31 protein-coding genes are annotated in these 21,766 nt (G+C 73.9%); 16 read left to right on the top strand and 15 right to left on the bottom strand.

The features are described 5' to 3' along the window. Positions 1-268: 268 nt before the first annotated feature. The 4 genes from AC4H2G_RS05135 to AC4H2G_RS05120 all read right to left on the bottom strand — a co-directional run bounded on the left by AC4H2G_RS05135 (position 269) and on the right by AC4H2G_RS05120 (position 3,007). On the bottom strand, positions 269-535 hold the full coding sequence (locus tag AC4H2G_RS05135) for a ribbon-helix-helix protein, CopG family (protein WP_494364673.1): 267 nt from the start codon (positions 533-535) through the stop codon (positions 269-271). 41 nt (positions 536-576) lie between these two features. Then, on the bottom strand, positions 577-1,788 hold the full coding sequence (gene lhgO, locus AC4H2G_RS05130; protein ID WP_494364672.1) for an L-2-hydroxyglutarate oxidase: 1,212 nt from the start codon (positions 1,786-1,788) through the stop codon (positions 577-579). A gap of 74 nt (positions 1,789-1,862) precedes the next feature. Next, entirely contained in the window at positions 1,863-2,528 is a 666-nt protein-coding gene (locus AC4H2G_RS05125) for a pentapeptide repeat-containing protein (protein ID WP_494364671.1), read from the bottom strand. 35 nt (positions 2,529-2,563) lie between these two features. Continuing rightward, a complete protein-coding gene (locus AC4H2G_RS05120) occupies positions 2,564-3,007 on the bottom strand; it encodes a VOC family protein (RefSeq protein WP_494364670.1) in 444 nt (147 codons plus the stop codon). Positions 3,008-3,119: 112 nt separating this feature from the next. Here AC4H2G_RS05120 and AC4H2G_RS05115 point away from each other — a divergent pair, with 112 nt between their 5' ends. From AC4H2G_RS05115 to AC4H2G_RS05100, 4 genes are read left to right on the top strand one after another with little or no spacing between them, the layout of a single operon-like run. After that, the gene (locus tag AC4H2G_RS05115) at positions 3,120-3,455 is read left to right on the top strand and encodes an ArsR/SmtB family transcription factor (RefSeq protein ID WP_494364669.1); all 336 of its coding nucleotides are present in this window, start codon (positions 3,120-3,122) and stop codon (positions 3,453-3,455) included. Then, a complete protein-coding gene (locus AC4H2G_RS05110) occupies positions 3,448-3,888 on the top strand; it encodes an SRPBCC family protein (protein ID WP_494364668.1) in 441 nt (146 codons plus the stop codon). Before AC4H2G_RS05115 ends, AC4H2G_RS05110 begins: the two co-directional genes overlap by 8 nt. Before the next feature lie 30 nt (positions 3,889-3,918). Then, on the top strand, positions 3,919-4,284 hold the full coding sequence (locus AC4H2G_RS05105; protein ID WP_494364667.1) for a nuclear transport factor 2 family protein: 366 nt from the start codon (positions 3,919-3,921) through the stop codon (positions 4,282-4,284). Between the two features lie 35 nt (positions 4,285-4,319). Continuing rightward, positions 4,320-4,625: a TfoX/Sxy family protein gene (locus tag AC4H2G_RS05100; protein ID WP_494364666.1), complete on the top strand. Its 306-nt coding sequence runs from the start codon at positions 4,320-4,322 to the stop codon at positions 4,623-4,625. 23 nt (positions 4,626-4,648) lie between these two features. Here AC4H2G_RS05100 and AC4H2G_RS05095 read toward each other — a convergent pair whose 3' ends face one another. Then, complete coding sequence (locus tag AC4H2G_RS05095; RefSeq protein ID WP_494364665.1) at positions 4,649-5,278, bottom strand: glyoxalase; 630 nt, start codon at positions 5,276-5,278, stop codon at positions 4,649-4,651. 193 nt (positions 5,279-5,471) lie between these two features. Between AC4H2G_RS05095 and AC4H2G_RS05090 the strand changes: the two genes are divergently transcribed. The 6 genes from AC4H2G_RS05090 to AC4H2G_RS05065 all read left to right on the top strand — a co-directional run bounded on the left by AC4H2G_RS05090 (position 5,472) and on the right by AC4H2G_RS05065 (position 9,870). Further along, positions 5,472-6,005 carry a DUF2243 domain-containing protein gene (locus tag AC4H2G_RS05090; protein WP_494364664.1) on the top strand — a complete coding sequence of 178 codons (534 nt, stop codon included), beginning with the start codon at positions 5,472-5,474 and terminating at the stop codon, positions 6,003-6,005. Further along, on the top strand, positions 6,002-6,877 hold the full coding sequence (locus tag AC4H2G_RS05085) for a cytochrome c oxidase assembly protein (protein ID WP_494364663.1): 876 nt from the start codon (positions 6,002-6,004) through the stop codon (positions 6,875-6,877). The genes AC4H2G_RS05090 and AC4H2G_RS05085 overlap by 4 nt, the downstream gene beginning before the upstream one ends. A gap of 57 nt (positions 6,878-6,934) precedes the next feature. Beyond that, positions 6,935-7,825 (top strand): DUF4397 domain-containing protein, encoded by an 891-nt coding sequence (locus AC4H2G_RS05080; protein WP_494364662.1) that lies wholly within the window; start codon positions 6,935-6,937, stop codon positions 7,823-7,825. Continuing rightward, positions 7,822-8,508, top strand: coding sequence for a class F sortase (locus AC4H2G_RS05075; protein WP_494364661.1), 687 nt, complete (start codon positions 7,822-7,824; stop codon positions 8,506-8,508). The genes AC4H2G_RS05080 and AC4H2G_RS05075 overlap by 4 nt, the downstream gene beginning before the upstream one ends. Positions 8,509-8,579: 71 nt before the next feature. Then, positions 8,580-9,158, top strand: coding sequence for an RNA polymerase sigma factor (locus tag AC4H2G_RS05070; protein WP_494364966.1), 579 nt, complete (start codon positions 8,580-8,582; stop codon positions 9,156-9,158). Beyond that, the gene (locus tag AC4H2G_RS05065; RefSeq protein WP_494364660.1) at positions 9,142-9,870 is read left to right on the top strand and encodes an anti-sigma factor domain-containing protein; all 729 of its coding nucleotides are present in this window, start codon (positions 9,142-9,144) and stop codon (positions 9,868-9,870) included. The genes AC4H2G_RS05070 and AC4H2G_RS05065 overlap by 17 nt, the downstream gene beginning before the upstream one ends. A gap of 102 nt (positions 9,871-9,972) precedes the next feature. Here AC4H2G_RS05065 and AC4H2G_RS05060 read toward each other — a convergent pair whose 3' ends face one another. Further along, a complete protein-coding gene (locus AC4H2G_RS05060; protein WP_494364659.1) occupies positions 9,973-10,311 on the bottom strand; it encodes an ArsR/SmtB family transcription factor in 339 nt (112 codons plus the stop codon). Next, complete coding sequence (locus tag AC4H2G_RS05055; RefSeq protein ID WP_494364658.1) at positions 10,308-10,805, bottom strand: SRPBCC domain-containing protein; 498 nt, start codon at positions 10,803-10,805, stop codon at positions 10,308-10,310. Before AC4H2G_RS05055 ends, AC4H2G_RS05060 begins: the two co-directional genes overlap by 4 nt. 146 nt (positions 10,806-10,951) lie before the next feature. On the opposite strand from AC4H2G_RS05055, the gene AC4H2G_RS05050 reads away from it, so the two are divergent. Both AC4H2G_RS05050 and AC4H2G_RS05045 read left to right on the top strand, forming a co-directional pair. After that, positions 10,952-11,287 (top strand): ArsR/SmtB family transcription factor, encoded by a 336-nt coding sequence (locus AC4H2G_RS05050; RefSeq protein WP_251152887.1) that lies wholly within the window; start codon positions 10,952-10,954, stop codon positions 11,285-11,287. Further along, positions 11,284-12,003, top strand: coding sequence for a cation diffusion facilitator family transporter (locus tag AC4H2G_RS05045; RefSeq protein ID WP_494364657.1), 720 nt, complete (start codon positions 11,284-11,286; stop codon positions 12,001-12,003). The genes AC4H2G_RS05050 and AC4H2G_RS05045 overlap by 4 nt, the downstream gene beginning before the upstream one ends. A gap of 7 nt (positions 12,004-12,010) precedes the next feature. Here the strand turns inward: AC4H2G_RS05045 and AC4H2G_RS05040 are convergent, their stop codons facing one another. Next, positions 12,011-12,403, bottom strand: coding sequence for an ArsR/SmtB family transcription factor (locus AC4H2G_RS05040; protein ID WP_494364656.1), 393 nt, complete (start codon positions 12,401-12,403; stop codon positions 12,011-12,013). A gap of 62 nt (positions 12,404-12,465) precedes the next feature. Between AC4H2G_RS05040 and AC4H2G_RS05035 the strand changes: the two genes are divergently transcribed. Then, positions 12,466-13,893, top strand: a complete 1,428-nt coding sequence (locus AC4H2G_RS05035) for an FAD-dependent oxidoreductase (protein WP_494364655.1) — start codon at positions 12,466-12,468, stop codon at positions 13,891-13,893. Between the two features lie 71 nt (positions 13,894-13,964). On the opposite strand, the gene AC4H2G_RS05030 is transcribed toward AC4H2G_RS05035, so the two are convergent. The 3 genes from AC4H2G_RS05030 to AC4H2G_RS05020 are packed head-to-tail and all read right to left on the bottom strand — an operon-like array spanning position 13,965 to position 15,926. Continuing rightward, positions 13,965-14,396: an arsenate reductase ArsC gene (locus AC4H2G_RS05030; RefSeq protein WP_472866141.1), complete on the bottom strand. Its 432-nt coding sequence runs from the start codon at positions 14,394-14,396 to the stop codon at positions 13,965-13,967. A gap of 24 nt (positions 14,397-14,420) precedes the next feature. Next, positions 14,421-15,401 (bottom strand): metalloregulator ArsR/SmtB family transcription factor, encoded by a 981-nt coding sequence (locus AC4H2G_RS05025; RefSeq protein WP_494364654.1) that lies wholly within the window; start codon positions 15,399-15,401, stop codon positions 14,421-14,423. Positions 15,402-15,458: 57 nt separating this feature from the next. After that, positions 15,459-15,926 (bottom strand): hypothetical protein, encoded by a 468-nt coding sequence (locus tag AC4H2G_RS05020; RefSeq protein WP_494364653.1) that lies wholly within the window; start codon positions 15,924-15,926, stop codon positions 15,459-15,461. Positions 15,927-16,174: 248 nt separating this feature from the next. Between AC4H2G_RS05020 and AC4H2G_RS05015 the strand changes: the two genes are divergently transcribed. Then, complete coding sequence (locus tag AC4H2G_RS05015) at positions 16,175-16,903, top strand: fasciclin domain-containing protein (protein WP_494364652.1); 729 nt, start codon at positions 16,175-16,177, stop codon at positions 16,901-16,903. 115 nt (positions 16,904-17,018) lie between these two features. On the opposite strand, the gene AC4H2G_RS05010 is transcribed toward AC4H2G_RS05015, so the two are convergent. Then, the gene (locus AC4H2G_RS05010) at positions 17,019-17,366 is read right to left on the bottom strand and encodes a YciI family protein (protein ID WP_494364651.1); all 348 of its coding nucleotides are present in this window, start codon (positions 17,364-17,366) and stop codon (positions 17,019-17,021) included. A gap of 245 nt (positions 17,367-17,611) precedes the next feature. Continuing rightward, the gene (locus AC4H2G_RS05005; protein ID WP_494364650.1) at positions 17,612-18,232 is read right to left on the bottom strand and encodes a dihydrofolate reductase family protein; all 621 of its coding nucleotides are present in this window, start codon (positions 18,230-18,232) and stop codon (positions 17,612-17,614) included. 133 nt (positions 18,233-18,365) lie between these two features. Here AC4H2G_RS05005 and AC4H2G_RS05000 point away from each other — a divergent pair, with 133 nt between their 5' ends. Beyond that, complete coding sequence (locus AC4H2G_RS05000) at positions 18,366-19,061, top strand: M23 family metallopeptidase (protein ID WP_494364649.1); 696 nt, start codon at positions 18,366-18,368, stop codon at positions 19,059-19,061. Positions 19,062-19,067: 6 nt separating this feature from the next. Here the strand turns inward: AC4H2G_RS05000 and AC4H2G_RS04995 are convergent, their stop codons facing one another. Beyond that, positions 19,068-19,472, bottom strand: coding sequence for a hypothetical protein (locus AC4H2G_RS04995; RefSeq protein WP_494364648.1), 405 nt, complete (start codon positions 19,470-19,472; stop codon positions 19,068-19,070). Between the two features lie 155 nt (positions 19,473-19,627). Further along, positions 19,628-20,956, bottom strand: a complete 1,329-nt coding sequence (locus AC4H2G_RS04990; protein WP_494364647.1) for a glycosyltransferase — start codon at positions 20,954-20,956, stop codon at positions 19,628-19,630. A 104-nt stretch (positions 20,957-21,060) separates the two neighbouring features. Here AC4H2G_RS04990 and AC4H2G_RS04985 point away from each other — a divergent pair, with 104 nt between their 5' ends. Then, positions 21,061-21,747, top strand: a complete 687-nt coding sequence (locus AC4H2G_RS04985) for a TetR/AcrR family transcriptional regulator (protein WP_494364646.1) — start codon at positions 21,061-21,063, stop codon at positions 21,745-21,747. Positions 21,748-21,766: the final 19 nt, after the last annotated feature.

The following is a 21,766-nucleotide window of genomic DNA, read 5'->3' as shown; positions in this document are numbered from 1 at the left end:
TATCCGCGCGCGAGGCGGTCAGTGCAGGAGGTCGAGTACTGCGGGCGTGCCTTCATCGCGTGGATGAGCAGCTCGTCTCCGGAGTCGAAGACGAGCACGACGAGCTCGAGCAGTCGGCCGGTGTCGTCCAACCCGAGCAGAGGCCAGCGGCGAGGGTCGTCCTCGTCGTCGAGCGGCGCCCTCTAGAGGGGCTGCTCTGCTGCGTACAGCACGGCGTCGACGCTCAGTCGATCTCTTGTGAGGTGCTTGCGGGCCGAGTCGTGCAGCTTCACGCGACGTGCGTCCAGGCGCGGACTGCGGCGCGGATCGCTTCCGTGCGGTTCGGCAAGCCCTCGGCTTCTGCGCGCTCGTTGAGAGCAGCGAGGGTGGGCGCGTCCAGGCGCACCGTCACGACCACGCCGGGGCCGTCGCCGACGACCGGGCGGCCGCGTCGACGCAACGTCTCGACGTCGTATCCGTCCTCGGCTTCATCGGCCCAGGCCTGGACCCGCGCGTCGTCGACGTCCTTCCCCCGTACCTTCTTCTCATCGCCCATGGGAATAGCGTATACACAAATCTTTCGGTGTGGCGCTTCCGTCAGCGAGACGCCAGCATCGTGTCCACGACGTGCTCGGCGATCGCGAGGCTCGAGGTCGCGGCGGGCGACGGCGCGTTGCGGACGCTCGTGACGCCGTCGGCCCGGTCGATGCGGAAGTCGTCGACGAGCGTGCCGTCGCGCTCCACGGCCTGGGCGCGGATGCCGACGCCCGCACGCCGCACGTCCGCGGCACCGATCGCGGGGACGTACCGCTGCGCGGCGCGCATGTACGCCCGCACGGACAGAGACCCGAGCAGCTCGCGCGCGCCCGTCCGCCAGTGCGTGCGGGCCATGTGCCACGCCCCCGGCCACGAGGCGATCCCCGCGACGTCGCGCGGGGAGAGCGCGAACCGCCCGTAGCCCTCGCGGTCCAGGGACAGGACGGCGTTCGGCCCGACCTCCAGCCCGCCCCCCACGCGGCGCGTGAAGTGGATGCCGAGGAACGGGTACCTGGGGTCGGGCACGGGGTAGACCATGCCACGCACGAGCTCACGCTTGTCGGTGCGCACCGTCATGTACTCGCCACGGAACGGCACGATGCGCGGCGAAGCCTCGCCGCCCACGAGCGCGCCGAGGCGGTCCGACTGGAGCCCACCGCACAGCACGAGCTCGTCGACCGTGACCTGATCGTCTCCGGTCACCACGTGGACCCGTCCGCCGCGCCGGACGACGCCGGTGACTGGTGTCGACAGCCGGACCTCGCCACCCGCGGCGGCGATCTCCGCGCCGAGCGCCCGGCACACGGCCACGTAGTCCGTGATCGCGGTGCGGGGCGAGTGCAGTGCCGCGATGCCGGCCGCGTGCGGCTCCACCTCGGCGATCTCGCGACCGTCGAGCCGCCGCAGGCCGGGCACGCCGTTCTCGGTCGCGGTCCGCTCGAGGGCGTCGAAGCGCCCGGCCTCGGACGGGTCGACGGCGACGACGAGCTTGCCGCACTCGACGTACGGCACGTCGTGCTCGGCGCAGTAGTCGCGCAGCAGGTCGCGCCCGCGCGTGCACAGCAACGCCTTGAGGCTCCCCGGGCGGTAGTAGATGCCCGCGTGCACGACGCCGGAGTTGTGGCCGGTCTGGTGCGCCCCGAGCCGGTCCTCCTTCTCGAGCACGACGACGCGCGTCCCGGGCCGTCGTCGGATCACCTCGCGCGCCACGGCGAGGCCGACGATCCCCCCGCCGACGACACCCACCGTGCCGAGGTCACCGCTCGTGGCCACGCTGCTCCTCCCGATCGTCGTGCGTGCCCATGCTCCCGCGACCATGCCCGTTGCGCGAGGATGAAACGCGGTGCTCAGTCCGCGACGGTGATGCCGAGGTCGCGCGCGAGGAGGTCGGCGAGCTGCGCGAGCTGCGGCGCACTGATCGTCACGCCGCGCAACGAGCCGACGCCGGCGAGGTCGTGCAGCTCCGCCCCGCGCAGGTCCACGTGGGCGAGCGTCGACGACTGCACGTCGAGGCGCCGCACTCGGGTGTCCGTGAAGGAGACCCGCGTGGCATTCGCCTGCACGAGGTCGAGCTCGTCGATCGTGCAGTCCGTGAACCTGACGTCGTGCAGCACCGTGCCGCGCAGGTTGACGAAGCCGAGCTTGCACCCCACGAGGTGGACGCCCTCCCACGTCGACTCGTACAGCTCGGCCGACCCGATGCGCGCCCCGCGCACCTCGACGTCGCGCCACCGGCTGCGGACCCCGCGCAGCACCGGCACGTCGACGCGCTCGAGCACGACCTCGGTGAGGGTCGCCGCGCGCAGCTCGGCCTGGTCGGCGCGCACGCCCTCCAGCCGCGACCCGAACAGGCTCGCATGGGTCAGCGACAGCTCGTCGAGCTCGAGGTCGACGAACCCGAACCCCTCGAGGTCGGCCTCGTCCTCGAGGTCGTAGCGGTCTCCGGGCGTCAGGTCGGCGAGGACGACGGGGTCCAGCACCGGCGGCTCGGTCGCGGGCTTCTTCGGCGGCATGCCCCGATGGTGCTACAGGCCGCCGACACCCCGACTCAGTCGAGGCAGAACTCGTTGCCCTCGACGTCCTGCATGACGATGCACGACTCCTCCTCGCCGTCGGCGAACATCGTGCGGACGTGCACCGCACCGAGCGCGACCAGCCGTGCGCACTCTGCCTCGAGCGTGGCGAGTCGCTCCTCGCCCTCGAGCCCGGTGCCGGCGCGCACGTCGAGGTGCACCCGGTTCTTGACGACCTTGCCCTCGGGGACGCGCTGGAAGTACAGCCGCGGGCCCGCGCCGGTGGGATCGCTGCAGAAGAACCCCGAGTCCCGGTCCTCCGGCGGGAGCGAGGCGTTGTAGTCGTCCCACGTGACGAAACCCTCGGGCGGCGGCGGCACGACGTACCCCAGCACCTCGCACCAGAAGTGCGCGAGGCGCTCGGGCTCCGCGCAGTCGAAGGTGACCTGCACCTGCTTGACCTGCCTCGTCGATGCCATCGGTCCACCCTAGCGGCGCCATGCTCGGGTGCCGCGAGGGGCCACCACCCAGATTCATGAGTACAAGCACGTATTTGTGTTAAGGTGGCGACGTCTCTCTCGAAGGAGCCCCATGGTCGCCGAACCAGCACCCGATCTCGACCAGGCACTGCGCGCGCTCGCGGACCCGAACCGCCGAGCCATCCTGGCCGCGGTCCGCTCCGGGCCGATGCCGGTCGGCCAGATCGCCGAGAAGGTCGGGCTGTCCCAGCAGACGACGTCCCACCACCTCGGCGTGCTCCGTGCGGCGTCGCTCGCCAGCAGCACCCGCGACGGCACGCGGCACCTCTTCACGGTGAGCACCGACGGGCTCGCCGCCGTGCGCGCGTACCTGGACGAGTTCTGGCCGGCGAGGCTCGCGGCGCTCAAGTCCGCGATCGAGACCGGGGAGGGTGGCGGCGTTGGCTGAGTACGAGACGTCGGTCGAGATCGCGGCTGCGCCGGGGGTCGTCTTCGACCACCTCGTGACCGACGCCGGCATGACCGCCTGGATGGGTCAGCACGCCACGCTCGACGCGCGTCCCGGCGGCGGCTTCGCCGTCGACATCGCCGGGCACGCGGTCCGCGGGGAGTACCTGGTCGTCGAGCGGCCGCGCCGCGTGGTCGTCTCCTGGGGCGTGGCCGGCAGCCCGGACCTGCCGCCGGGCGCCTCGACGGTCGAGTTCAGGCTCACGCCCACCGCGGACGGGACGCGCGTCGACCTGAGGCACTCGGGACTGCCCGACGCCCAGCTGGACGGTCATGCCGACGGGTGGTCGCACTTCCTGCCGCGCCTGCGGCTCGCCGCACCCGGAGGGGACCCCGGTCACGACGACTGGGCGCCCGCCCCGGACACGACCTGACCGAGCACACCGACAAGAATGGAGCGCACCATGACGACGACTTCACGACCGACCGCTGCGGACACCGTCCTCGACTTCCACCGGGCGTGGACCAGCGGCGACATCGACCGTGCCATGACCCTCGTGTCCGACGACGTCGTGTGCCACGCGCCCGGGGAGGACCTGGCGGGCAAGGACGCCTATCGCGGCTACCTGGCGGGCTTCGCCCCCGCCCTGACCGGCCTGAGCGAGGTGACGAGCTTCGCCGACGGCGACCGCGTCGCCCTCTTCTACCACCCGCGCACGGCCGTGACCAGCACGGCGCCCGCCGCCGAGCTCTTCACGGTCCGGGAGGGGGTCGTCGTCGACAACGTGCTCGTGTTCGACCGCCTGTCCTTCGCCCCGAGCCCGGCCTAGCAGGGCCGGTCACCGTGGCGACGGGTCGAGAGACGTTGGCCGCCCGTCTCCGCGCCGCGCTCCCGGCCGGGCGGACGCTGCGCGAGGTGCCGATGTTCGGGGGCATCTCCTTCATGGTGGACGGCGCGCTGCTCCTGGCCGCGGGGCGCGACGGCGATCTGCTCCTCCGCATCGACCCGGCGCGGCGGGACGAGGTGCTCGCCCGCCCGGGCGCCGGCGCGGCCGAGATGGGCACCGGCCGGGACATGGGTCCCGGCTGGCTCCACGTCCGGCGGGAGTCGATCGCCGACGACGCACAGCTCTCCTCATGGATCGACATCGCCCTCCGCTCGTCGCGGTAGACGAACGCCGTCAGGTCGACGGATCAGCGCGGTCCGGACACCCAGCGGAACCCGTCCGGGTCGGTGAAGGTCCCGGTGTCGCCGTGGACGACCAGCCGGTGCGAGCCGGACCCGTCGGCGTCCACGCCGGCGTCCTTCGCCGCCGCGCGGCGCGGGTAGAGCGCCAGCTTGAGGGCCGACCCGGGCGTGTCGAGCTCGACGTACCTGCTCCCGAAGCTCTTGCCCACCGCGAGGCCGTGGTCGACGTAGAACTGCCTGGTCGCCCTGACGTCCTGCACGCCGAGCAGCAGGACGACGTCGTCGACCTCACGCGTGGCCGGGCCGCTGTCCTTCTTCGCCGTCGACGCGACCTTCCAGATCGTGCCGTCAGGCGCGCGGACGACACCGCCGTAGCCCCAGAAGCTCTTCACCACCGGCTTGAGCACGGTCGCCCCGGCGTCGAGCGCCGTGCCGACCAGGCTGTCGACGGTGCTCGGCTGCCCGACCACGAGCGACAGGGCGAAGCCGCGGAAGCCGGACGTCGGTGCGTCCGACTCCCGGACGCGGACGGTGTCGCCGAGCCCGAAGGCCTTGTCGTAGAAGGCCTCTGCGGAGGCGGTGCCGGTCACCTCGAGGGTGACGTGGTCGATGGCGGTGCGGTACGTGGTGTCCATGTATGGAACCGTAGGAGCGGCAGGACGGCGCACGCTTCTCGATTCCTGACCGGTTGCGCGGTCCCGATCGTGTGGGCCTCACCGGCCGGGAGCTTCGCCCACCAGTGGTCTCGTCTGGCGGGTCCGGGCGGCCCGCGTAGCGTGGCTCGTCCACGGGAAGAAGCCCCGTGCCCCTCCTCCGAGGAGGATCGCCATGAGCACCAGCACGAGCGTCCAACCCGCCGGCCGCACGACCGCCGACCCACCCAGCCTCGCTCTCCCCGGCATCGTGCTGGGCGTCGGGCTCGGCGGCTTCGTCGACGGCATCCTCCTGCACCAGATCCTGCAGTGGCACCACATGCTGTCGAGCGCGGGCACCGCGAACATCGACGTCGGCAGCTACCCGCCGACGACCGTCCACGGCCTCCAGATGAACACCCTCTGGGACGGGCTGTTCCACACCGTGACGTGGGTCGCCGTGCTCGTCGGTCTGGGCCTGCTCTACTCGCGCGTCACCGAGGCGCGCGGGCGCGTTTGGACCTCACGCACGCTGTGGGGCTGGATGCTCGTCGGCTGGGGGCTGTTCAACCTCGTCGAGGGCGTGATCGACCACCATCTCCTCGCCATCCACCATGTCGTCAGCGGTCGGTACCAGACGCCGGCCGACGTCGCGTTCCTCGTCCTCGGTGCCCTGCTGGTGCTCGGGGGCTGGCTGCTGCAGCGTTCGGGCCGTCCGGTCGAGCCGTGACGAGCCACGGCGACCACGGGGGTGGTGCGGCGGCCGGTGCGACGGGACTCGACGGCGAGTCGTTGCTCGTGCTCGTCGGGCTGGGGCTCGTCGCGTGGGTGTACCTCGTGCTCGCGCTGCGTCAGCACGGGGACCCGCGCGGCTGGAACCCGTGGCGTACCGCGAGCTTCCTCGGTGGCGTGGCGCTGCTCGCGGCCGCCCTCGTGCCGGCGCTGTCGCCGCTGCCCTCGGGCTCGTTCGCGGACCACGCGTACCGGCACCTCGTCGTCGGCATGTACGCCCCGCTCGCCCTCGTGCTCGGCGCTCCGGTGACGCTCCTCCTGCGGTCCGTCGGCCCGCGGACCGGGCGCCGCGTCGGGCGGCTGCTGCGCCGTCGTCCCGTGCAGGTCCTCACCCACCCGGTGACGGCCCTGCTGCTCAGCGTCGGCACCCTGTACGCGCTCTACCTGACCCCGCTCTACGTCGCGACGACGCAGGACCCGGCGCTGCACCACCTCCTCCACGTGCACTTCCTGGCCGCGGGCTACCTGTTCGCCTCCGCGCTCGCGGGCCCGGACCCGGCCCCGCACCGGCCGTCGGTCCCGGCCCGGCTCGTCGTGCTCGGCGTCGCGATCGCCGCGCACGCCGTGCTCGCCCAGCTCCTGTACGCCGGGGCGTTCGTCGCCGTGCCCGGCCCAGCCGCGGACCGGCAGACGGGAGCGGAGCTCATGTACTACGGGGGCGACCTCGCGGTGGTCCTGCTCGCGCTCGCCCTCGTCTCGACCTGGCGCCCGGTGCGGGCGCGCGCGGCCGACGCCACGGACCAGCTGGTGGCCACGGCGACATCCGGTCCACGACCGGTGCATCCGAACCCGACCTCCCAGGGGAAGTAGTGGTGTCAGCAGCACTCGCGCCCGGCAGCAGCGCCGGGCCGTCACCTGGAGGACACCATGCACCGCACCGCACGACGCAGCGCCGCGCTCGCGGGCGCCGTCGGACTCGTCGCCCTCGGCGCGTTCGCCGCTCCGGCCTCGGCCGACACCGCCGAGAACGCCAGCCTCTCCGTCCTGCACGGCGTCCCGGACACGCCCGTCGACGTCTGGGTGAACGACGAGCTCACCCTCGACGACTTCCAGCCGGGCGACCTCGCCGGGCCGCTCGACCTGCCCGCCGGGACGTACAGCGTCGCCATCACCGCCCCGGACGCGACCGACACGAGCGCGCCCGTCATCGGGCCGATCGACCTGCCGCTCGAAGCCGGCGGGAACTACACCGCGGCCGCGCACCTCGACGCGGCGGGCCAGCCGACCGCGACCCTCTTCACCAACGACACGTCCCCGACCGCCGCGGGCGAGGGCCGGCTCACGGTCCGGCACGTCGCGGCCGCACCCGCCGTCGATGTCCTCGCGGGCGGAACCGCCGTGGTGTCCGGTCTGGAGAACCCCGACGAGTCCGTGCTGAACCTCCCGGCGAGCACCGTGTCCGCGGCCGTCGCCGCGGCCGGGACCACCGAGCCGGTGCTCGGCCCGGTCGACGTCACCGTCGCCGAAGGCGTCAACACCATCGCCTACGCGTGGGGCAGCCTCGAGGCGGGCAACCTCGCCCTCGCCACGCAGACCGTCGAGGGCCTGCACTCCGCGCCTTCCGGCGTCCCGGGCGGGCAGTCCGGGCTCGCGGCGGAGGCGTCGACGTCCTCCGTCTTCACCACCGTCGCCATCGCGTTCGGCGCGAGCCTCTTCGGCCTGCTGCTCGTCGCGGCGGCCGTCATGGGCACGCGGGCATGGCGCGAGCAGCACGTGGCCGCGACCGACCGGACGACGCGCGGGCACCGCTCGGCATGACGTCCCGGCACGCGACGACGCTCGCTCTCCTCGTGACAAGCGTCGTCCTCCTCGTCGGTGGGTGTACCCCTGCGCCTGCCGACCAGCCCGCCGCCGGAGGTCACGTCCCGGCGGCGGGCGCCCCCGCCCGGACCGCCCCGGGTGGGGGCACCGGCGGGACGGACGCGGCGACGTCGGGCCCCGTGCCCGACGTCCCCGTCCGTCCCGCACGGGACCGACCGGCGGAGGCGCCACCGGCGGCCACGCGGGTCGTCGTGCCGTCAATCGACCTGGACATGGCCGTGGTGCCGGCGGGCGTCGACGGCGGAGGCCAGATGGCCCTGCCCGACGACGCGCGCTCGGCGGCGTGGTACCGGTTCGGGCCGGGGCCGTCGAGCACCGCGGGGGCCGTCGTCGTCGCCGCGCACGTCGACGACCTCGACGGAGCAGGACCGTTCGCCCGGCTGCCCGACGTCGCGGCCGGCACGACCGTCGACGTCGTCGACGCGGCGGGCACCACCTACACCTACACAGTGACCGACGTGGAGGACATCGCGAAGGCAGACCTCCCGATCGACACGGTCTTCGACCGCGGCGGCCCTCCTCGGCTCGTCCTCGTCACGTGCGGGGGCGAGTGGGACCGGGAGCGGCGGTCGTACACCGAGAACGTGGTCGTCACCGCAGAGCGGACGGGCGGTGCGTGACGGGCTACGATCGCCCCACGCGCACACGGCCGGCGACGACGAAGACGGCCCCGAAGCACGGAGGACCCGAGCTGAGCTCCCCCGACACCGCGGTCGACGACGCCGACGTCGCCCTCCTCGGCCGACGCTTCGCCGGCGGTGACGAGGAGGCGCTCGCGGAGGCGTACCGCCGCTGGTCGACGCTCGTGCACACCATCGCCCTGCGGTCGCTCGGGAACCGGGCCGACGCCGAGGACGTGACGCAGCAGGTCTTCGTCGGGGCGTGGCGCGGGAGGCACCGGTTCGACCCGGACCGCGCGCGGCTCCCCGCGTGGATCGTCGGCATCACGCGGCACAGCGTCGCCGACGCGCACGAGGCGCGCTCCCGGGTCCGGCGCTCAGAGCAAGCCGTCGCGGCGTCGGCTCCGAACCCTGAGGTGACGGACGACGACGTGCGCCAGGTCGCCGACCGGGTGCTCGTCGCCGACGAGCTGAGACGGCTCGGAGACCCGGGGCGGACGATCCTGGAGCTCGCGTTCTTCCGTGACCTGACGCACGTGCAGATCGCCGAGGAGCTCGACCTGCCGCTCGGTACGGTCAAGAGCCACGTACGACGGAGCCTGATCCGGCTGCGCGACCGATTGGAGGTGGACGGTGCAGCACATCGATGACGAGACCCTCGCGCTCCTCGCGCTCGGGGAGGACGTGCTCGACGACGCCGCGCGCGCCCACCTCGACACGTGCCCGGACTGCGCCACCGAGGTCGACGGGCTCCGGACGGTGGTCGACGACGCGCGGGACGGCGGTCCCGAGCTCGTCGCGCCCGGCCCGGACGTCTGGGACCGCATCCACGCGGAGCTCGGGCTGGGTTCTTCGTCGTCCTCGACCGACCTCGACCCGGCGGGTCCCGGCGTCGCGACCGTGACGCCGATCGCCGGAAGGCGGCGCCGTGCGTGGCTGCCGGTCGCCGCTGCCGCGTGCCTCGCGCTCGTCGTCGGCGTCGCGGGCGGCGTCTGGTGGGAGCGGCGTGAGCTCACGCCCGCGGAGACGACCGTCGCGACGGCCGACCTCGCCCCGCTGCCCGGCTGGGACGACGCGAGCGGCGAGGCACGGGTCGAGGAGACGTCCGACGGTCGGCGCCAGGTCGTCGTCTCGCTCGACGCCCCCGCGCCCGACGGCACGTTCCGCGAGGTGTGGCTGCTCGCGGAGGACGTCAGCGGGCTCGTGAGCCTCGGGGTGCTGGAGGGTTCGGAGGGGCGGTTCGACCTCCCCGCGGGCCTCGACCTCGCGGCGTTCCCGGTGGTCGACGTCTCGGAGGAGCACTTCGACGGCGACCCGGCCCACTCGGGCGACTCCGTCGTCCGCGGACCGCTCGACGTCTGACCCGACGCAGCGCGTGCCGTGAGCGCGAGATCGACCCGCCCGTCCCGAGGTCGACCCTCTGAGGGTCGATCTCGGGACGGACGGGTCGATCTCGGGAACCCGTCAGGACGACGACGGCGACTCCGCGATGCGCCGGATCGCTGCGAGGCGGCGGTCCCACCCGGCGCCGATGGCGTCGAGGGCACGCGCGGTCTCGGAGAGTCGTGCCCCCAGCGCGCGGTACCGGATCTCGCGACCCGCGCGCGACGCCTCGACGAGGCCGGCGTCCGCGAGCACCGCGAGGTGCTTCGCGATGGCCTGCCGGCTCACGGGCAGGCGCTCCGCGAGCGCCGACGCCGAGAGCTCGGCGCCGCCCAGCTCGGTGAGGATGCGCCAGCGCGTGTCGTCGGCGAGGGCGGCGAAGACGGGCGTCAGCGTCTCCCCCGCGGACAGGTCGCTCACGCCGACGCGCCCGACGGGGGGACGGTCGCCCCGTCCGGCAGCTCGAGCAGCTCGACGAGCTCGTCGAGCTCGCTCGTCCAGCCCTGGCGGTGGTCCTCGAGCGCGGCGCGGGTGTCGGCCAGGTGCTCGAACCCGGTCTCGACGACGGTGAGGACGGTCGAGCCGCCGTCGGGCTCGAGCGTGAAGCGCGCAACGGTGGAGTTCTCCTCGGTCAGCGGCTCACCGGCAGGAGCGCTCCAGCGCAGCGCGAAGACGGACGGCTCGTCGTACTCCTCGATGCGGACGGGCGCGTCGGTCTCGCCGTCCCAGCCGAAGACGCCCTCCCCGCCGACGCGCAGGTCCGGCAGCGACGCCCGCTGCCCGAACCACTCGCTGATGAGGTCCTCCTGGGTGAGCGCCGCCCAGACGCGGTCCACGGACGCGCGGACGTGCACCGTGCGGCTCACCGTGAACGTCTCCTGGTCGACGACGGCCGGCTCGTTGGTCGTGGTCATGGTCGTGCTCCTCTCGGAATGGGTTCTCGAACTTGTGCAACTCCACAGTTGCACACACCACCTCGTGAGCGCAACCCCTCGGTTGCACACCGTGCGCATCGAGCGACCCCTGTTGTTGATACAGCGTTCCGTGTACTGTCGTGATCATGGCCGAGACCGTCACCCTGACCCACACCGCGGCGCTCGCCCGGCTGGGCCACGCGCTCTCCGACGAGACCCGCGCGCGCATCATGCTGACCCTGCGCGAGGCGCCGGCGTACCCTTCGGACCTGGCCGACGCGCTCGGCGTCTCCCGTCAGGTCATGTCGAACCAGCTCGCGTGCCTGCGCGGCTGCGGGCTCGTCGAGGCGATCCCCGACGGACGGCGCACGTGGTACCGGCTCGCCGACCCGCACCTCGTGCCCGCGCTCGACGACCTCCTGCGCCTCGTCGTCACCGTCGACCCCACGTGCTGCGCGCCCGAGGGGTGCACCTGCTCATGACGTCGATCTCCCTCGGGCCCCGCCCCCTGCCGGCCGCCCGCCGGACCGTCCTCGAACGCAGGATCCGCTGGGTCGTCGCCGCGACCATCGCCTACAACGTCGTCGAGGCCGTCGTCGCGATCACCGCCGGGCGCCTCGCCTCCTCGGCCGCGCTCGTCGCCTTCGGGCTCGACTCAGTCGTCGAGGTGCTCTCGGCGGCGGCGGTCGCCTGGCAGTTCGCCGCCCCGGACCCGCGCCGCCGCGAGCGCGTCGCCCTGCGCCTCATCGCGGTCTCGTTCTTCGGCCTCGCGGCCTTCGTCACCGTCGACGCCGCGCGCACCCTGCTCGGCGCGGCGGAGCCCGACCACTCCACCGTCGGCATCGCCCTCGCCGCGGTGAGCCTCGCCGTCATGCCGTTCCTGTCGTGGTTCGAGCGACGCACCGGCCGCGAGCTCGGCTCCGCGTCGGCCGTGGCCGACTCGAAGCAGACCCTGATCTGCAGCTACCTCTCGGCGGTCCTCCTCGTCGGGTTGGTGCTGAACTCCACGCTCGGCTGGACGTGGGCGGACCCCGTCGCGGCCCTCGTCATCGCGGCGTTCGCCGTGCGCGAGGGTATCGAGGCCTGGCGCGGCGACGCGTGCTGCACGCCGGTCGGGGCACTCCTCGCGACCGACGACGAGGACGGGTGCGCGGACGGCTGCTGCACTCCAGCACCTCCGGCGCACGAGAAGGGGTGAGCCCAGCTCACCCCTGAGCAGTCTCCGTGAGCACCGCGGCCAGCGCGGTCAGAGCACCGGGGACCACCGAGTAGTACGCCCAGCGGCCGCGCTGCTCGCGGGAGAGCAGGCCCGCCTCGACGAGGATCTTCAGGTGGTGGCTCACGGTCGGCTGCGCCAGACCGACGGGCGCCGTGAGGTCGCACACGCACGCCTCTCCCCCGTCGTGCGCGGCGACGATCGACAGGAGCTGCACCCTCGTGGGGTCACCGAGCGCCTTGAACACCCGCGCGAGGTCGCGCGCGGCCTGGGGGTCCGCGGCGGCACGGACGAGGGGCACGCAGCACGCGCCGGACGCGGGTGCTGTCGGCGCCTCGCGGGCGAGGTCGACGGTCGTCATGCGCCCCATCTTGCCACGCATCGAAAGATGTGGATACGTTGTCTCCTGACGTCGATCGACGTCTGTCGATACGAGGAGTGGCGATGAGCGTGGATCGTGCAGTGCTGCCGGTTGTGGTGATCGGTGCGGGTCCGGTGGGGCTCGCCGCGGCGGCCCACCTGCTGGAGCGCGGCCTGGAGCCGCTGGTGCTCGAGTCGGGCGACGGGGCGGGCGCCGCGATCGCGTCGTGGGGCCACGTGCGGCTGTTCTCGCCGTGGCGCTACGACGTCGACGCCGCGGCCCGGCGCCTGCTCGCACCGTCGGGCTGGGTGGAGCCCGAGCCGGACACCCTGCCGACCGGCGCGGACCTCGTCCGGCGGTACCTCGCACCGCTGGCCGCGATCCCGGCCATCGCCTCGCGACTGCGCACCGGGACCCGCGTGCTGGCGGTGGCGCGCGACGGCGCGGACAAGACCCGGTCCCTCGGGCGCGAGCGGCAGGGCTACCGGGTGCGCACCCTCGGTCCGGACGGGCGGGTGCAGGACGTGCTGGCGCGCGCGGTGATCGACGCGTCGGGCACCTTCGCGACGTCGAACCCGCTGGGCGTCTCCGGGCTCCCGGCGGCCGGTGAGGCCGAGGCGGCGAGCTTCGTGACCGGCCCTCTGCCGGACGTGCTCGGGACACAGCGTGCCCGGTTCGCCGGTCGGCACACGCTCGTCGTCGGGATGGGCCACTCCGCCGCGAACACCCTGCTGAGCCTGGTCGAGCTCGCCGAGGACGTGCCCGGCACGACCGTCACCTGGGCGATCCGCGGCGGCTCGCCGCGGCGCCTGTTCGGCGGCGGGTCCGACGACGAGCTCCCCGCCCGGGGTCTGCTCGGCACGCGTCTGCGGGCGGCCGTCGACGACGGGCGCCTCACCCTCCTCACGCGTGCGTCGATCGAGGAGCTCGTCCCGGGCGAGCGGTCGGTGCGGGTGCGCGGCACGGCTCGGCACGCCGGCGTCGACGGCGCGCTCGAGCTGGACGTCGACGCGATCGTCAACGCCACTGGCTTCCGCCCCGACCTCGACATGCTGCGCGAGGTGCGCCTCGACCTCGACCCGGTGGTCGAGGCCCCGGCCGCGCTCGCCCCGCTCATCGACCCGAACCAGCACTCGTGCGGCACCGTGCCGCCGCACGGCGAGCAGGTGCTGTCCCACCCTGACGACGGGTTCTACCTCGCCGGGATGAAGTCCTACGGCCGCGCTCCGACGTTCCTCCTCGCCACGGGCTACGAGCAGGTGCGCTCGGTCGCCGCCGCGCTGGCCGGCGACCGGGCCGCGGCCGACGCCGTCGAGCTGGACCTGCCCGCGACCGGCGTCTGCTCGAGCGACCTGGCGCTGGAGGCCGAGGGCGAGAGCGTGGGCGGGTCGTGCTGCGGGACGACGTCGGCGGAGCCGCAGCTCGTCACGCTCGGGGTCGGGGTTCCTGCCGGCGCCGGGTTCGCAACGGGCTTGGCGCACGGGCGTTCGGGTGACGGTCACGACGCGTGAGAACGATGCGGACGTGAAACTCACCGGCCGGGACCCCTTCGGGGGTCCCTGGCGGCGTCACGGTGCGGGTGTCAAGCGGTGGCCACCTGCACGGGCGTGACGCCGAGCTCGTCGAGCAGGGTGAGCACGCGGGTGCGGATCTCGTCGCGGATGGGGCGCACGGACTCGATGCCCTGCCCGGCGGGGTCGGCCAGGGCCCAGTCCTCGTAGCGCTTGCCGGGGAAGATCGGGCAGGCGTCGCCGCAGCCCATGGTGATGACGACGTCGGACGCCTGCACGGCGTCGGTGGTGAGGATCTTGGGCTGCTCGGCGCGGATGTCGATGCCCTCCTCGAGCATGGCCTCGACGGCGACGGGGTTGATCTGGTCGGCCGGTGCGGACCCGGCGGAGCGGACCTCGACGGCGCCGCCGGACAGGGCGCGCAGGTACCCGGCGGCCATCTGGGAGCGGCCGGCGTTGTGGACGCAGACGAACAGGGCGGACGGCTTCGTGGTGTCGGTCATGGTGGTCTCCGGTGGCTAGGTCGGTCAGCGGGAAGAGAGGTCGAGGTCGGGCAGGAGGTCGGTGAGCAGGGCGCGCACGCGGGTGTCGAGCTCGGCGCGGATCGCGGCGACCCCGGCCGGGGACGCCAGGGCGGGGTCGCCCACGAGCCAGTCCTCGTACCGCTTGCCGGGAAGGACCGGGCAGACGTCGCCGCAGCCCATGGTGATCACGACGTCCGCGGCGCGGACCGCGTCGTCTGTCAACGGCTTGGGGAACGCCTCGCCGTCGGTGGTGCCGAGCGCGGCGAGCTCGGGGCGCACCGCGGGGTGCACGTCCGCGGCCGGGGTGGAGCCCGCCGAGCGGACCACGACGCGCTCCCCGGCGTACCGGCGGACCAGGGCCGCGGCGAGCTGGGAGCGGCCGGCGTTGGCGACGCAGACGAACAGCACCTGCGGTCGCGCGTCGGCCTCGCGGGACATGTCCGCGAGGCGTTGGCGGGCGAAGCGGTCCGTGAGGGTCAGCAGGTGCGCCGAGACCGTGGCCGAACGGGCCAGGGCGGTATAGGACTCGCGCACGGTACGCAGCACCACCTCGGGGCCGACGTTCGGGTGGCGGGTGGCGAGGTCGGCGGCGAGGTGGTCGAGCGCCGCGTCGACGTCCTCCAGGTCGGTCAGCTCCCGGGGCGCGACGAGGGCCTCCAGCGCGGCGGGCGCGAAGGACTCGAGCAGGGTGGTGACCGCAGCCTTGTACCCGGGGGCGATGCGGTACCAGACCCAGGTGCCGCGCCGCTCGGAGGTGAGCACGCCGACGTCGCGCAGCACCTTGAGATGGTGCGAGACCGTGGGCTGGGAGACGTCCGTGAGCGCGGCCAGGTCGCACACGCACGCCTCCCCGGCCGGGGACGTCGCGATGAACGACAGCATGCGCAGCCGCAGCGGCTCCGCCAGCGCCTTGAGCGTGACCGCGACGGTGCCGGCGATGGTGACGTCGATCGCGTGCGCGGCCGTGATCGGCTGGATCGACATGCCTCTATATTGACATGGATCTATGCGCTCCCCTCACGACGGCGTCGATCGGACCCCTCAGCCCGTCGGGGGCAGCACGACCTCGCGCGTGCTGGTGAGCACCGTGACCGGCTCGTCCGCCGGCAGTCCGTCGACGTGCACGACGCTCGTGCTCGGGGCGACGTCGAGCGTGCAGGGTCGGGTGTCCGTGGCCGCTCGTCGGCCGAACGTGAAGGCGAGCGTTCGCTCTGCGGCGTCCCACTCGACGTCGACCGGGGTGAGCGGGCACGAGCTCGACCCGACGGTCACGACGTTCACGGTCTGCGGCTCGCCACCTCTCGCGAAACCGACGCCGTGCTCCTCCGGGTCGACCGCGGGACGGAGCTCTCCACCCTCCGCGGGGAGCCCGAGGTAGGTGACGTCGGCGACCGACCTGACGTGCACCGCGGGATCCGCCACGCATGCCGTCAGCCCGAGTCCCGCCACGAGGGCGACAGCCGCGCCGACGGCGGTGCGCGCCGTCCGGCGGCGGGTGGTCCGGGTCATGGCTCGTCCCTCCTCGGTGTTCACTGACCGGGCGACGCCCGCCGCGGTCGGTACGGCTCACGCTCGTCCTGAGGACGGCCCCGCCGCATCGGGCGACCGCGCACGACCCGAGCGGTCGCCGCCTCAGCACCGCCTCGGCACCTCCTCAGCACCGCCTCAGCCGAGGGACTGAGTGCCTCAGTCGGGGAGCAGGTCGAAACACGTCGGCCGGTGGTGCATCCGCCCGGCACGCACGGCCGGAAGAGAGGGTGGACGCCGACGTGGCGTCCGGCGGCCCCACGGGGTCGTCCGTGCTCCGACGATGGGACTCGACGATGAACCCCCGACGCACACCCCGACGCACGCTCCGACGCACGACCGCCGCCCTGACGGCAGCCCTGCTCGCCTCGACGGGCGTCGCGGCCACCGCGACCTCCGCCTCCGCGGCGCCCGGGACGAACAGCCTCGCCGCGGTGCTCGCCGCCGACGGCGACACGTTCGACCGCAACTGGTACGACTTCGACATCGTCGACCAGGCGGTCGCGGCCGTGCTCGCCGCGAAGCCGGACAGCCCGGTGGCCGTGCTCGCCGACGGGACCGTCCCGCTCACCGCGTTCCTGCCGAACGACCGCGCCTTCCAGCTCCTCGCGCTCGACCTCACGCACCGCTGGCAGCCGACGGAGGAGCGCGTGCTCACGTCGATCGCCGAGGCCGCCGGCATCGACGCCGTCGAGCAGGTCCTCCTCTACCACGTGGTCCCCGGCGCGACGATCGACGCCCGCACCGCGCTCGCGTCCGACGACGCCGCGCTCACCACTGCGCAGGGCGGCACGTTCCGCGTCGACGTCCTGAGCAAGCGGTTCGCGCTCGTCCGGCTCGTCGACCAGGACCGGAACGACCTCAACCCGTTCCTCGTGACGAGCAAGCTGGACCTCAACGCCGGCAACGTGCAGATCGCGCACGGGATCTCGGCCGTGCTGCGACCGCTCGACCTCTGAGCCCTCGCTCGCGCCGACGGTTCGGCACCACGCGCACCGTGCGGCACCTCGTGCGCTCCTCGGCGTCTGCAGCTACCGAACGAGCGCACGAGGTGCCGAACCGTCCGTCCGCGGGTCAGTCCTCGTCGTCGAGCCAGTACCGCCGCAGCTCGATCCGGCCTCCGCGCGCCATGGGGTGCGACGCGGCGACGGCCACCGCCTCGTCGTGGTCGGCGACCTCGATGACGTCGAAGCCGGCGATCCACTCCGCCGTCTCGGCGAACGGGCCGGCGGTGACGAGCAGGTCGTCGCCCCGACGCCGCACGGTCGTCGCCTCGGCCGCGGGCCGCAGCCGGTTGCCCGTGACCCGCGCGCCCGAGCCGTCGTGCGTCCGGACCCAGCTGTCGGTGTCGGGCTCGCCGGGCCCGGGCCGTTCGCCGGGCACCGCGTCGTCGGAAGTGCACACCAGCATCAGGTAGCGCATGGTCGTCTCCTCGTTCTCGTTCTCGTTCTCGAATGTCGGTCCAGGTCGGCCGGCCCCGGCGACAAGCCGAGGCCCAGGCTGACGCCGGCGCGGTGGCCCGCCCGACACCAGATTGACGCGCGACGACTCCCCGGATCGACAGCGAGTCACCAAGATGCCGACGAGATGCGAGACATTGTCGTCGTGAACCCCCGGTCGACGACAACGTCTCGCAGCTCGCCGGCGATCGCGGCGGCGACGTGCCGCTAGGCGTCGTCCCCGCGCTCCGGTCGGCGCACGCGGTAGCGCAGGTGGGTCACGCGCTCGCCCGGGGTGACGTCCGGACCGTCGAGCACGTACGGGTCGGTGCCGATGCCGTCGAAGAACCGTACGCCGTCGCCCAGGAGGACGGGGACGACGTCCAGCACGACCTCGTCGAGGAGACCTGCGGCGAGCGCCTGGCTCGCCATCTCGCCCGCGTTGACCGCGACGTCGAGACCGCCGGCGAGCTCGTGCCCGGCCGCGACGGCGTCCCCGATCCCCGTCGTCACGAAGCGGAACGGCGCGTCCGGGTGGGCGTCGACCCACTCCTGGGGGACGGAGTGCGTGAGCACGACGACGGGCTTGTCGAGCGGGTGCGTGCCGCCCCACCCGTCGGTCATGTCGAACAGCCGTCGGCCGACGACGAGGACCCCGATCTGCGGCATCACGGTGCTGAGATAGCGGTGGTCGGCCGGCGACAGGTGGAAGTGCACGTCCGGGTTCGCGCTCGGGAAGTCCTCGTCGCCGCCGTCGTACCAGGCGAAGAGGTGCTCGAACCCGGTGCCCTGCGGTCCCGCGATGAATCCGTCCAGCGACACGCTCGCGCTCGTGGTCACGATGCCCATGCCGTCCGCCTCCGTCCGTCGTCGACGGCCCGTGCTCCTGCACAGGCCCACGCGAGGACCGACCGGCCGCGGGTCGCCGACTCATCGGCCGGACTACGGTGGGGGGCGACCCACCCGACTCCCGGAGGCCCGGATGCCCGCGCCCGTCGTGCTCTCGCTGCCGTTCACCGGCCGGTGGCTCGTCCAGAACAGCCCCGCCCGGCGGGTCCCGAGCCACGGCGTCGAGCTCTACGGCATGCGCTACGCGATCGACTTCGTCGGCGTCGACGAGCGGCACCGCACGAGCCCCGTGCGCGACTGGCGGACCGCCCTCGCCACCGAGCCGCCCGAGCGGTTCGTCGCGTTCGGGCGGCCGGTCCTCGCGCCCGGCGCGGGCGTCGTCGTGCACGTGCACGACGGCGAGCCCGACCACGAGGCGCGGCGCTCGCCGTTCGCGCTGGTCCCCTATGCGTTCGGGCAGGCGGGGCGCGTGCGGGAGGGTCGCGACGCGATCGCCGGCAACCACGTCGTCGTCGCGCTGGGCGGGCAGCGCGCGTGGGTCACGCTCGTGCACCTGAAGGCCGGTTCCCTGCGCGTCCGGCCGGGCGACGAGGTCGCCGAGGGACAGGTGCTCGGCGAGTGCGGCAACTCGGGCAACTCGACGCAGCCGCACGTGCACGTGCAGATCACCGACAGCCCTGAGCTCGCCACGGCGAGCGGCCTCCCGACGGCGTTCCGCGACTTCCGCGAGTGGCCGCACCGGGGTGGCCCGGCGGTCGAGCGCGACGTGGGCGTGCCGGACGAGAGGTCCGTCGTCGCGCCGCTCGTCACCGGTCCGGCGCTCTCCTAGCGTGGGTCACGTCTGGCGCAGCTCGTGCGCGCGCTGCCAGGAGCCGACGAGGCGGCCGCCGTCGGTCACGAGCCGGAACGGGGCGAGCGGCAGGTTCCCCGCCCGCAGCCGGGACCGTAGGACCTCGAGCGCCGCGGCGTCGTCGACGGCGCCGAAGACCTCGCCGCGGACCGCGCCGCCGGCCGTGACGACCTGGTAACGCGTGCTGCCGTTGTCGCTCACGTGCACCTCGTGCGCGCACTGCGCGACCTCCTGGGCGACCTCGCGCGTCGGGAGCTCGTGCCACGTGCGGTCGTCGGTCTCGAGCACCCACGTGCCGTGGGCGGTGTCGGGTCGGACGGTGTACGAGCGCTCCGCGGAGGCAGCACCCCACGTGTCGTCGTCCCGCGCGGTCCAGCGCAACGTGCTCATCACTTCCCCCGCCGACGGTCCGTCCTCACCACCGAGCGCCCGACCAGCCGGGCCCCGAACAGTGTGACCCATGAGCGCGCCGGGACGAACTCGACCGGACGGTCGGCATGCGCGACGTGCGTGGGGTGCCCACCCTCTCGTCACGGTGCGCGCGCTCAGGAGAGCCGCGCCTCGAGCAGGTCCGCCGCCGCGCGCGCACCGCCGAGCGACCGGAGCTCCGCGCCGAGCCGTGCGGCGGTCTCGCGGTAGGTCGGGTCCGTCGCGACCGCCCGGTAGGCGTCCCGGACCGCGGCGGGCCGCGGCGTCCCCGTGCGGAGGTTCACGCCGGCCCGGTGCCAGCCGATGCGCGCCGCGATCTCCGGCTTGTCGAGGTCGCCCCCGGCGACCACGAGCGGGACGTCGTGCCGGAGCGCCTGGAGCACCCCGCCGTAGCCGCCGTTCGTGATCATCACCGACGTCCGCGGCAGGAGGTGCGGGTAGGGGACCATCGGCGCGACGCGAGCGTTCTCGGGCAGGGGCCCGGGCAGCGGGTCGGTCCGGTGCCCGAGGCCGACGACGACCAGCACGTCCTCGTCCGCGAGCGCCTCGAGCGCCGGGAGGATCAGGTCGTGCGGGTCGACGTTCGCGGTGCCCTGCGTCACGTGGACCACGGGCACCTCGGCGTCGACGACGTCGCCCCACCACGAGGGCAGGGCTGGCAGACCGGGCAGCGCGGTGGGCGCTGCGGCCGGCTCGGGTGCCGCAGACTCGGGTGCCGCGGTCTCGGCCCCGTCGTCGGTGAGGTCCCCCACGAAGCGGATGTGTCCCGGCAGGTCGTCGCGCGGGTAGTCGAGGCCCGGCGACCCGGCCGCGACGACGAGGAACGGCGAGTACCACATGGTGGCGAAGGTCGCGGTGTCCGGACGGAGCCCGGCGTCACGACGCGTGCGCTGGTAGAGCCGGGTGAGCGCGGCGGTCCCGATGCCGGAGGCGGCCCCGAGGACCGCGTCGCGCGCCCTGCCGAGGACACCTTCCCCGGGGGTGAGCCCCAGCCCGGTCGGCGGGATGCCCTTGCCCGGCAGCCACACCGCGATCGGCGAGACCGACGCCCAGGGCGAGCGCAGCCGCTCGGCCGCGAACCGGGTCCCGAGCGCCATGGGGTCACCGGCGAGGAGGTCCCAGGGTTCGTCGTCGTGCAGCGCGACGAGGTCTTCCGCCTGCGCGGGCGCCGTGCCGAGGAAGAGGTCCTGGAGGTTGACGAGCACCTGGCGGAAGCCCTTGCGGCCCTGCAGGCGCGGGAACGTGGCGGCGAGGTCGCGCTCGTCGAAGTCCGGCGCGGCGTCCCACGGCACGCCCCGGGCCCCGACGTCGTCGAACAGGCGGACGTACGACCTGCCGGTGCATGCGCGGACGTCGTGACCGCGGCGCACGAGCTCCGCCGCCACCGCGCGGATCGGCCGGGCGTGCCCGGCGAACGGCATCGCCGTCATCATGATCGAGGCCATGAGCCGAGTATGGACCGCCGATCACCGCGCGGCCCGTGCCAGCCCGGACCGCGTCCGCGCCGGACCCTCGACAACGGACTGAACACCTGGTTAGCATGCTGAACATGCGTTCAATGACGGGCGAGCAGCCGAGCGGCACGACCTCCGACCTCACGACGCGCGCCCGGATCCGGGACGCCGCGGTCGAGCGGTTCGCGCGCGACGGGTTCGGCGCCCCGCTGCGGGCGGTCGCGACGGACGCCGGGGTCAGCCCCGCGCTCGTCGTCCACCACTTCCGGTCCAAGGACGGCCTGCGCGCGGCGTGCGACGAGCACGTCCTGGAGCAGATCCGCACGGCGAAGCGGGACACGATCGCGCGCACAGACCAGGGCGCCTTCCTCCAGTACTTCGCCACGGCCGACCGGTACTCGACGCTCGTGGCCTACGTCCTGCGCTCCCTGCTCGACGGCAGCCCGCTCGCGCGCTCGTTCGTGGAGCACATGGTCGACGACGCCGAGGGGTACGTCGGGACGGCCGTGGCCACCGGGGTCGCCGTCCCGAGCCGCGACGAGCGGCGGCGCGCGCGCTACCTCACGCTGTCCGCCCTCGGCGCGATCCTGCTGTCGATCACGATCGACCCGCCCGAGGACCTCAGCGACGTGAGCGCCTCCATGCGCCGCATCTTCGACGAGATCATGCTGCCCGCCCTCGAGCTGTACACCGAGGGCTTCCTCACGTCCCGCCGCATGCTCGACGAGTACCTCCTCTACGTGGGCGACCCGCCCGCCGGGCCCGGCGCGCCGTCGGCCTGAGCCGGCCCGAGCCGGCCTG

The sequence above is a fragment of the Cellulosimicrobium sp. BMG9.23 genome, assembly GCF_059159985.1.
The sequence above is the reverse complement of the archived record's forward strand: the minus strand, read 5'-3'. Positions and strand labels throughout refer to the sequence as shown.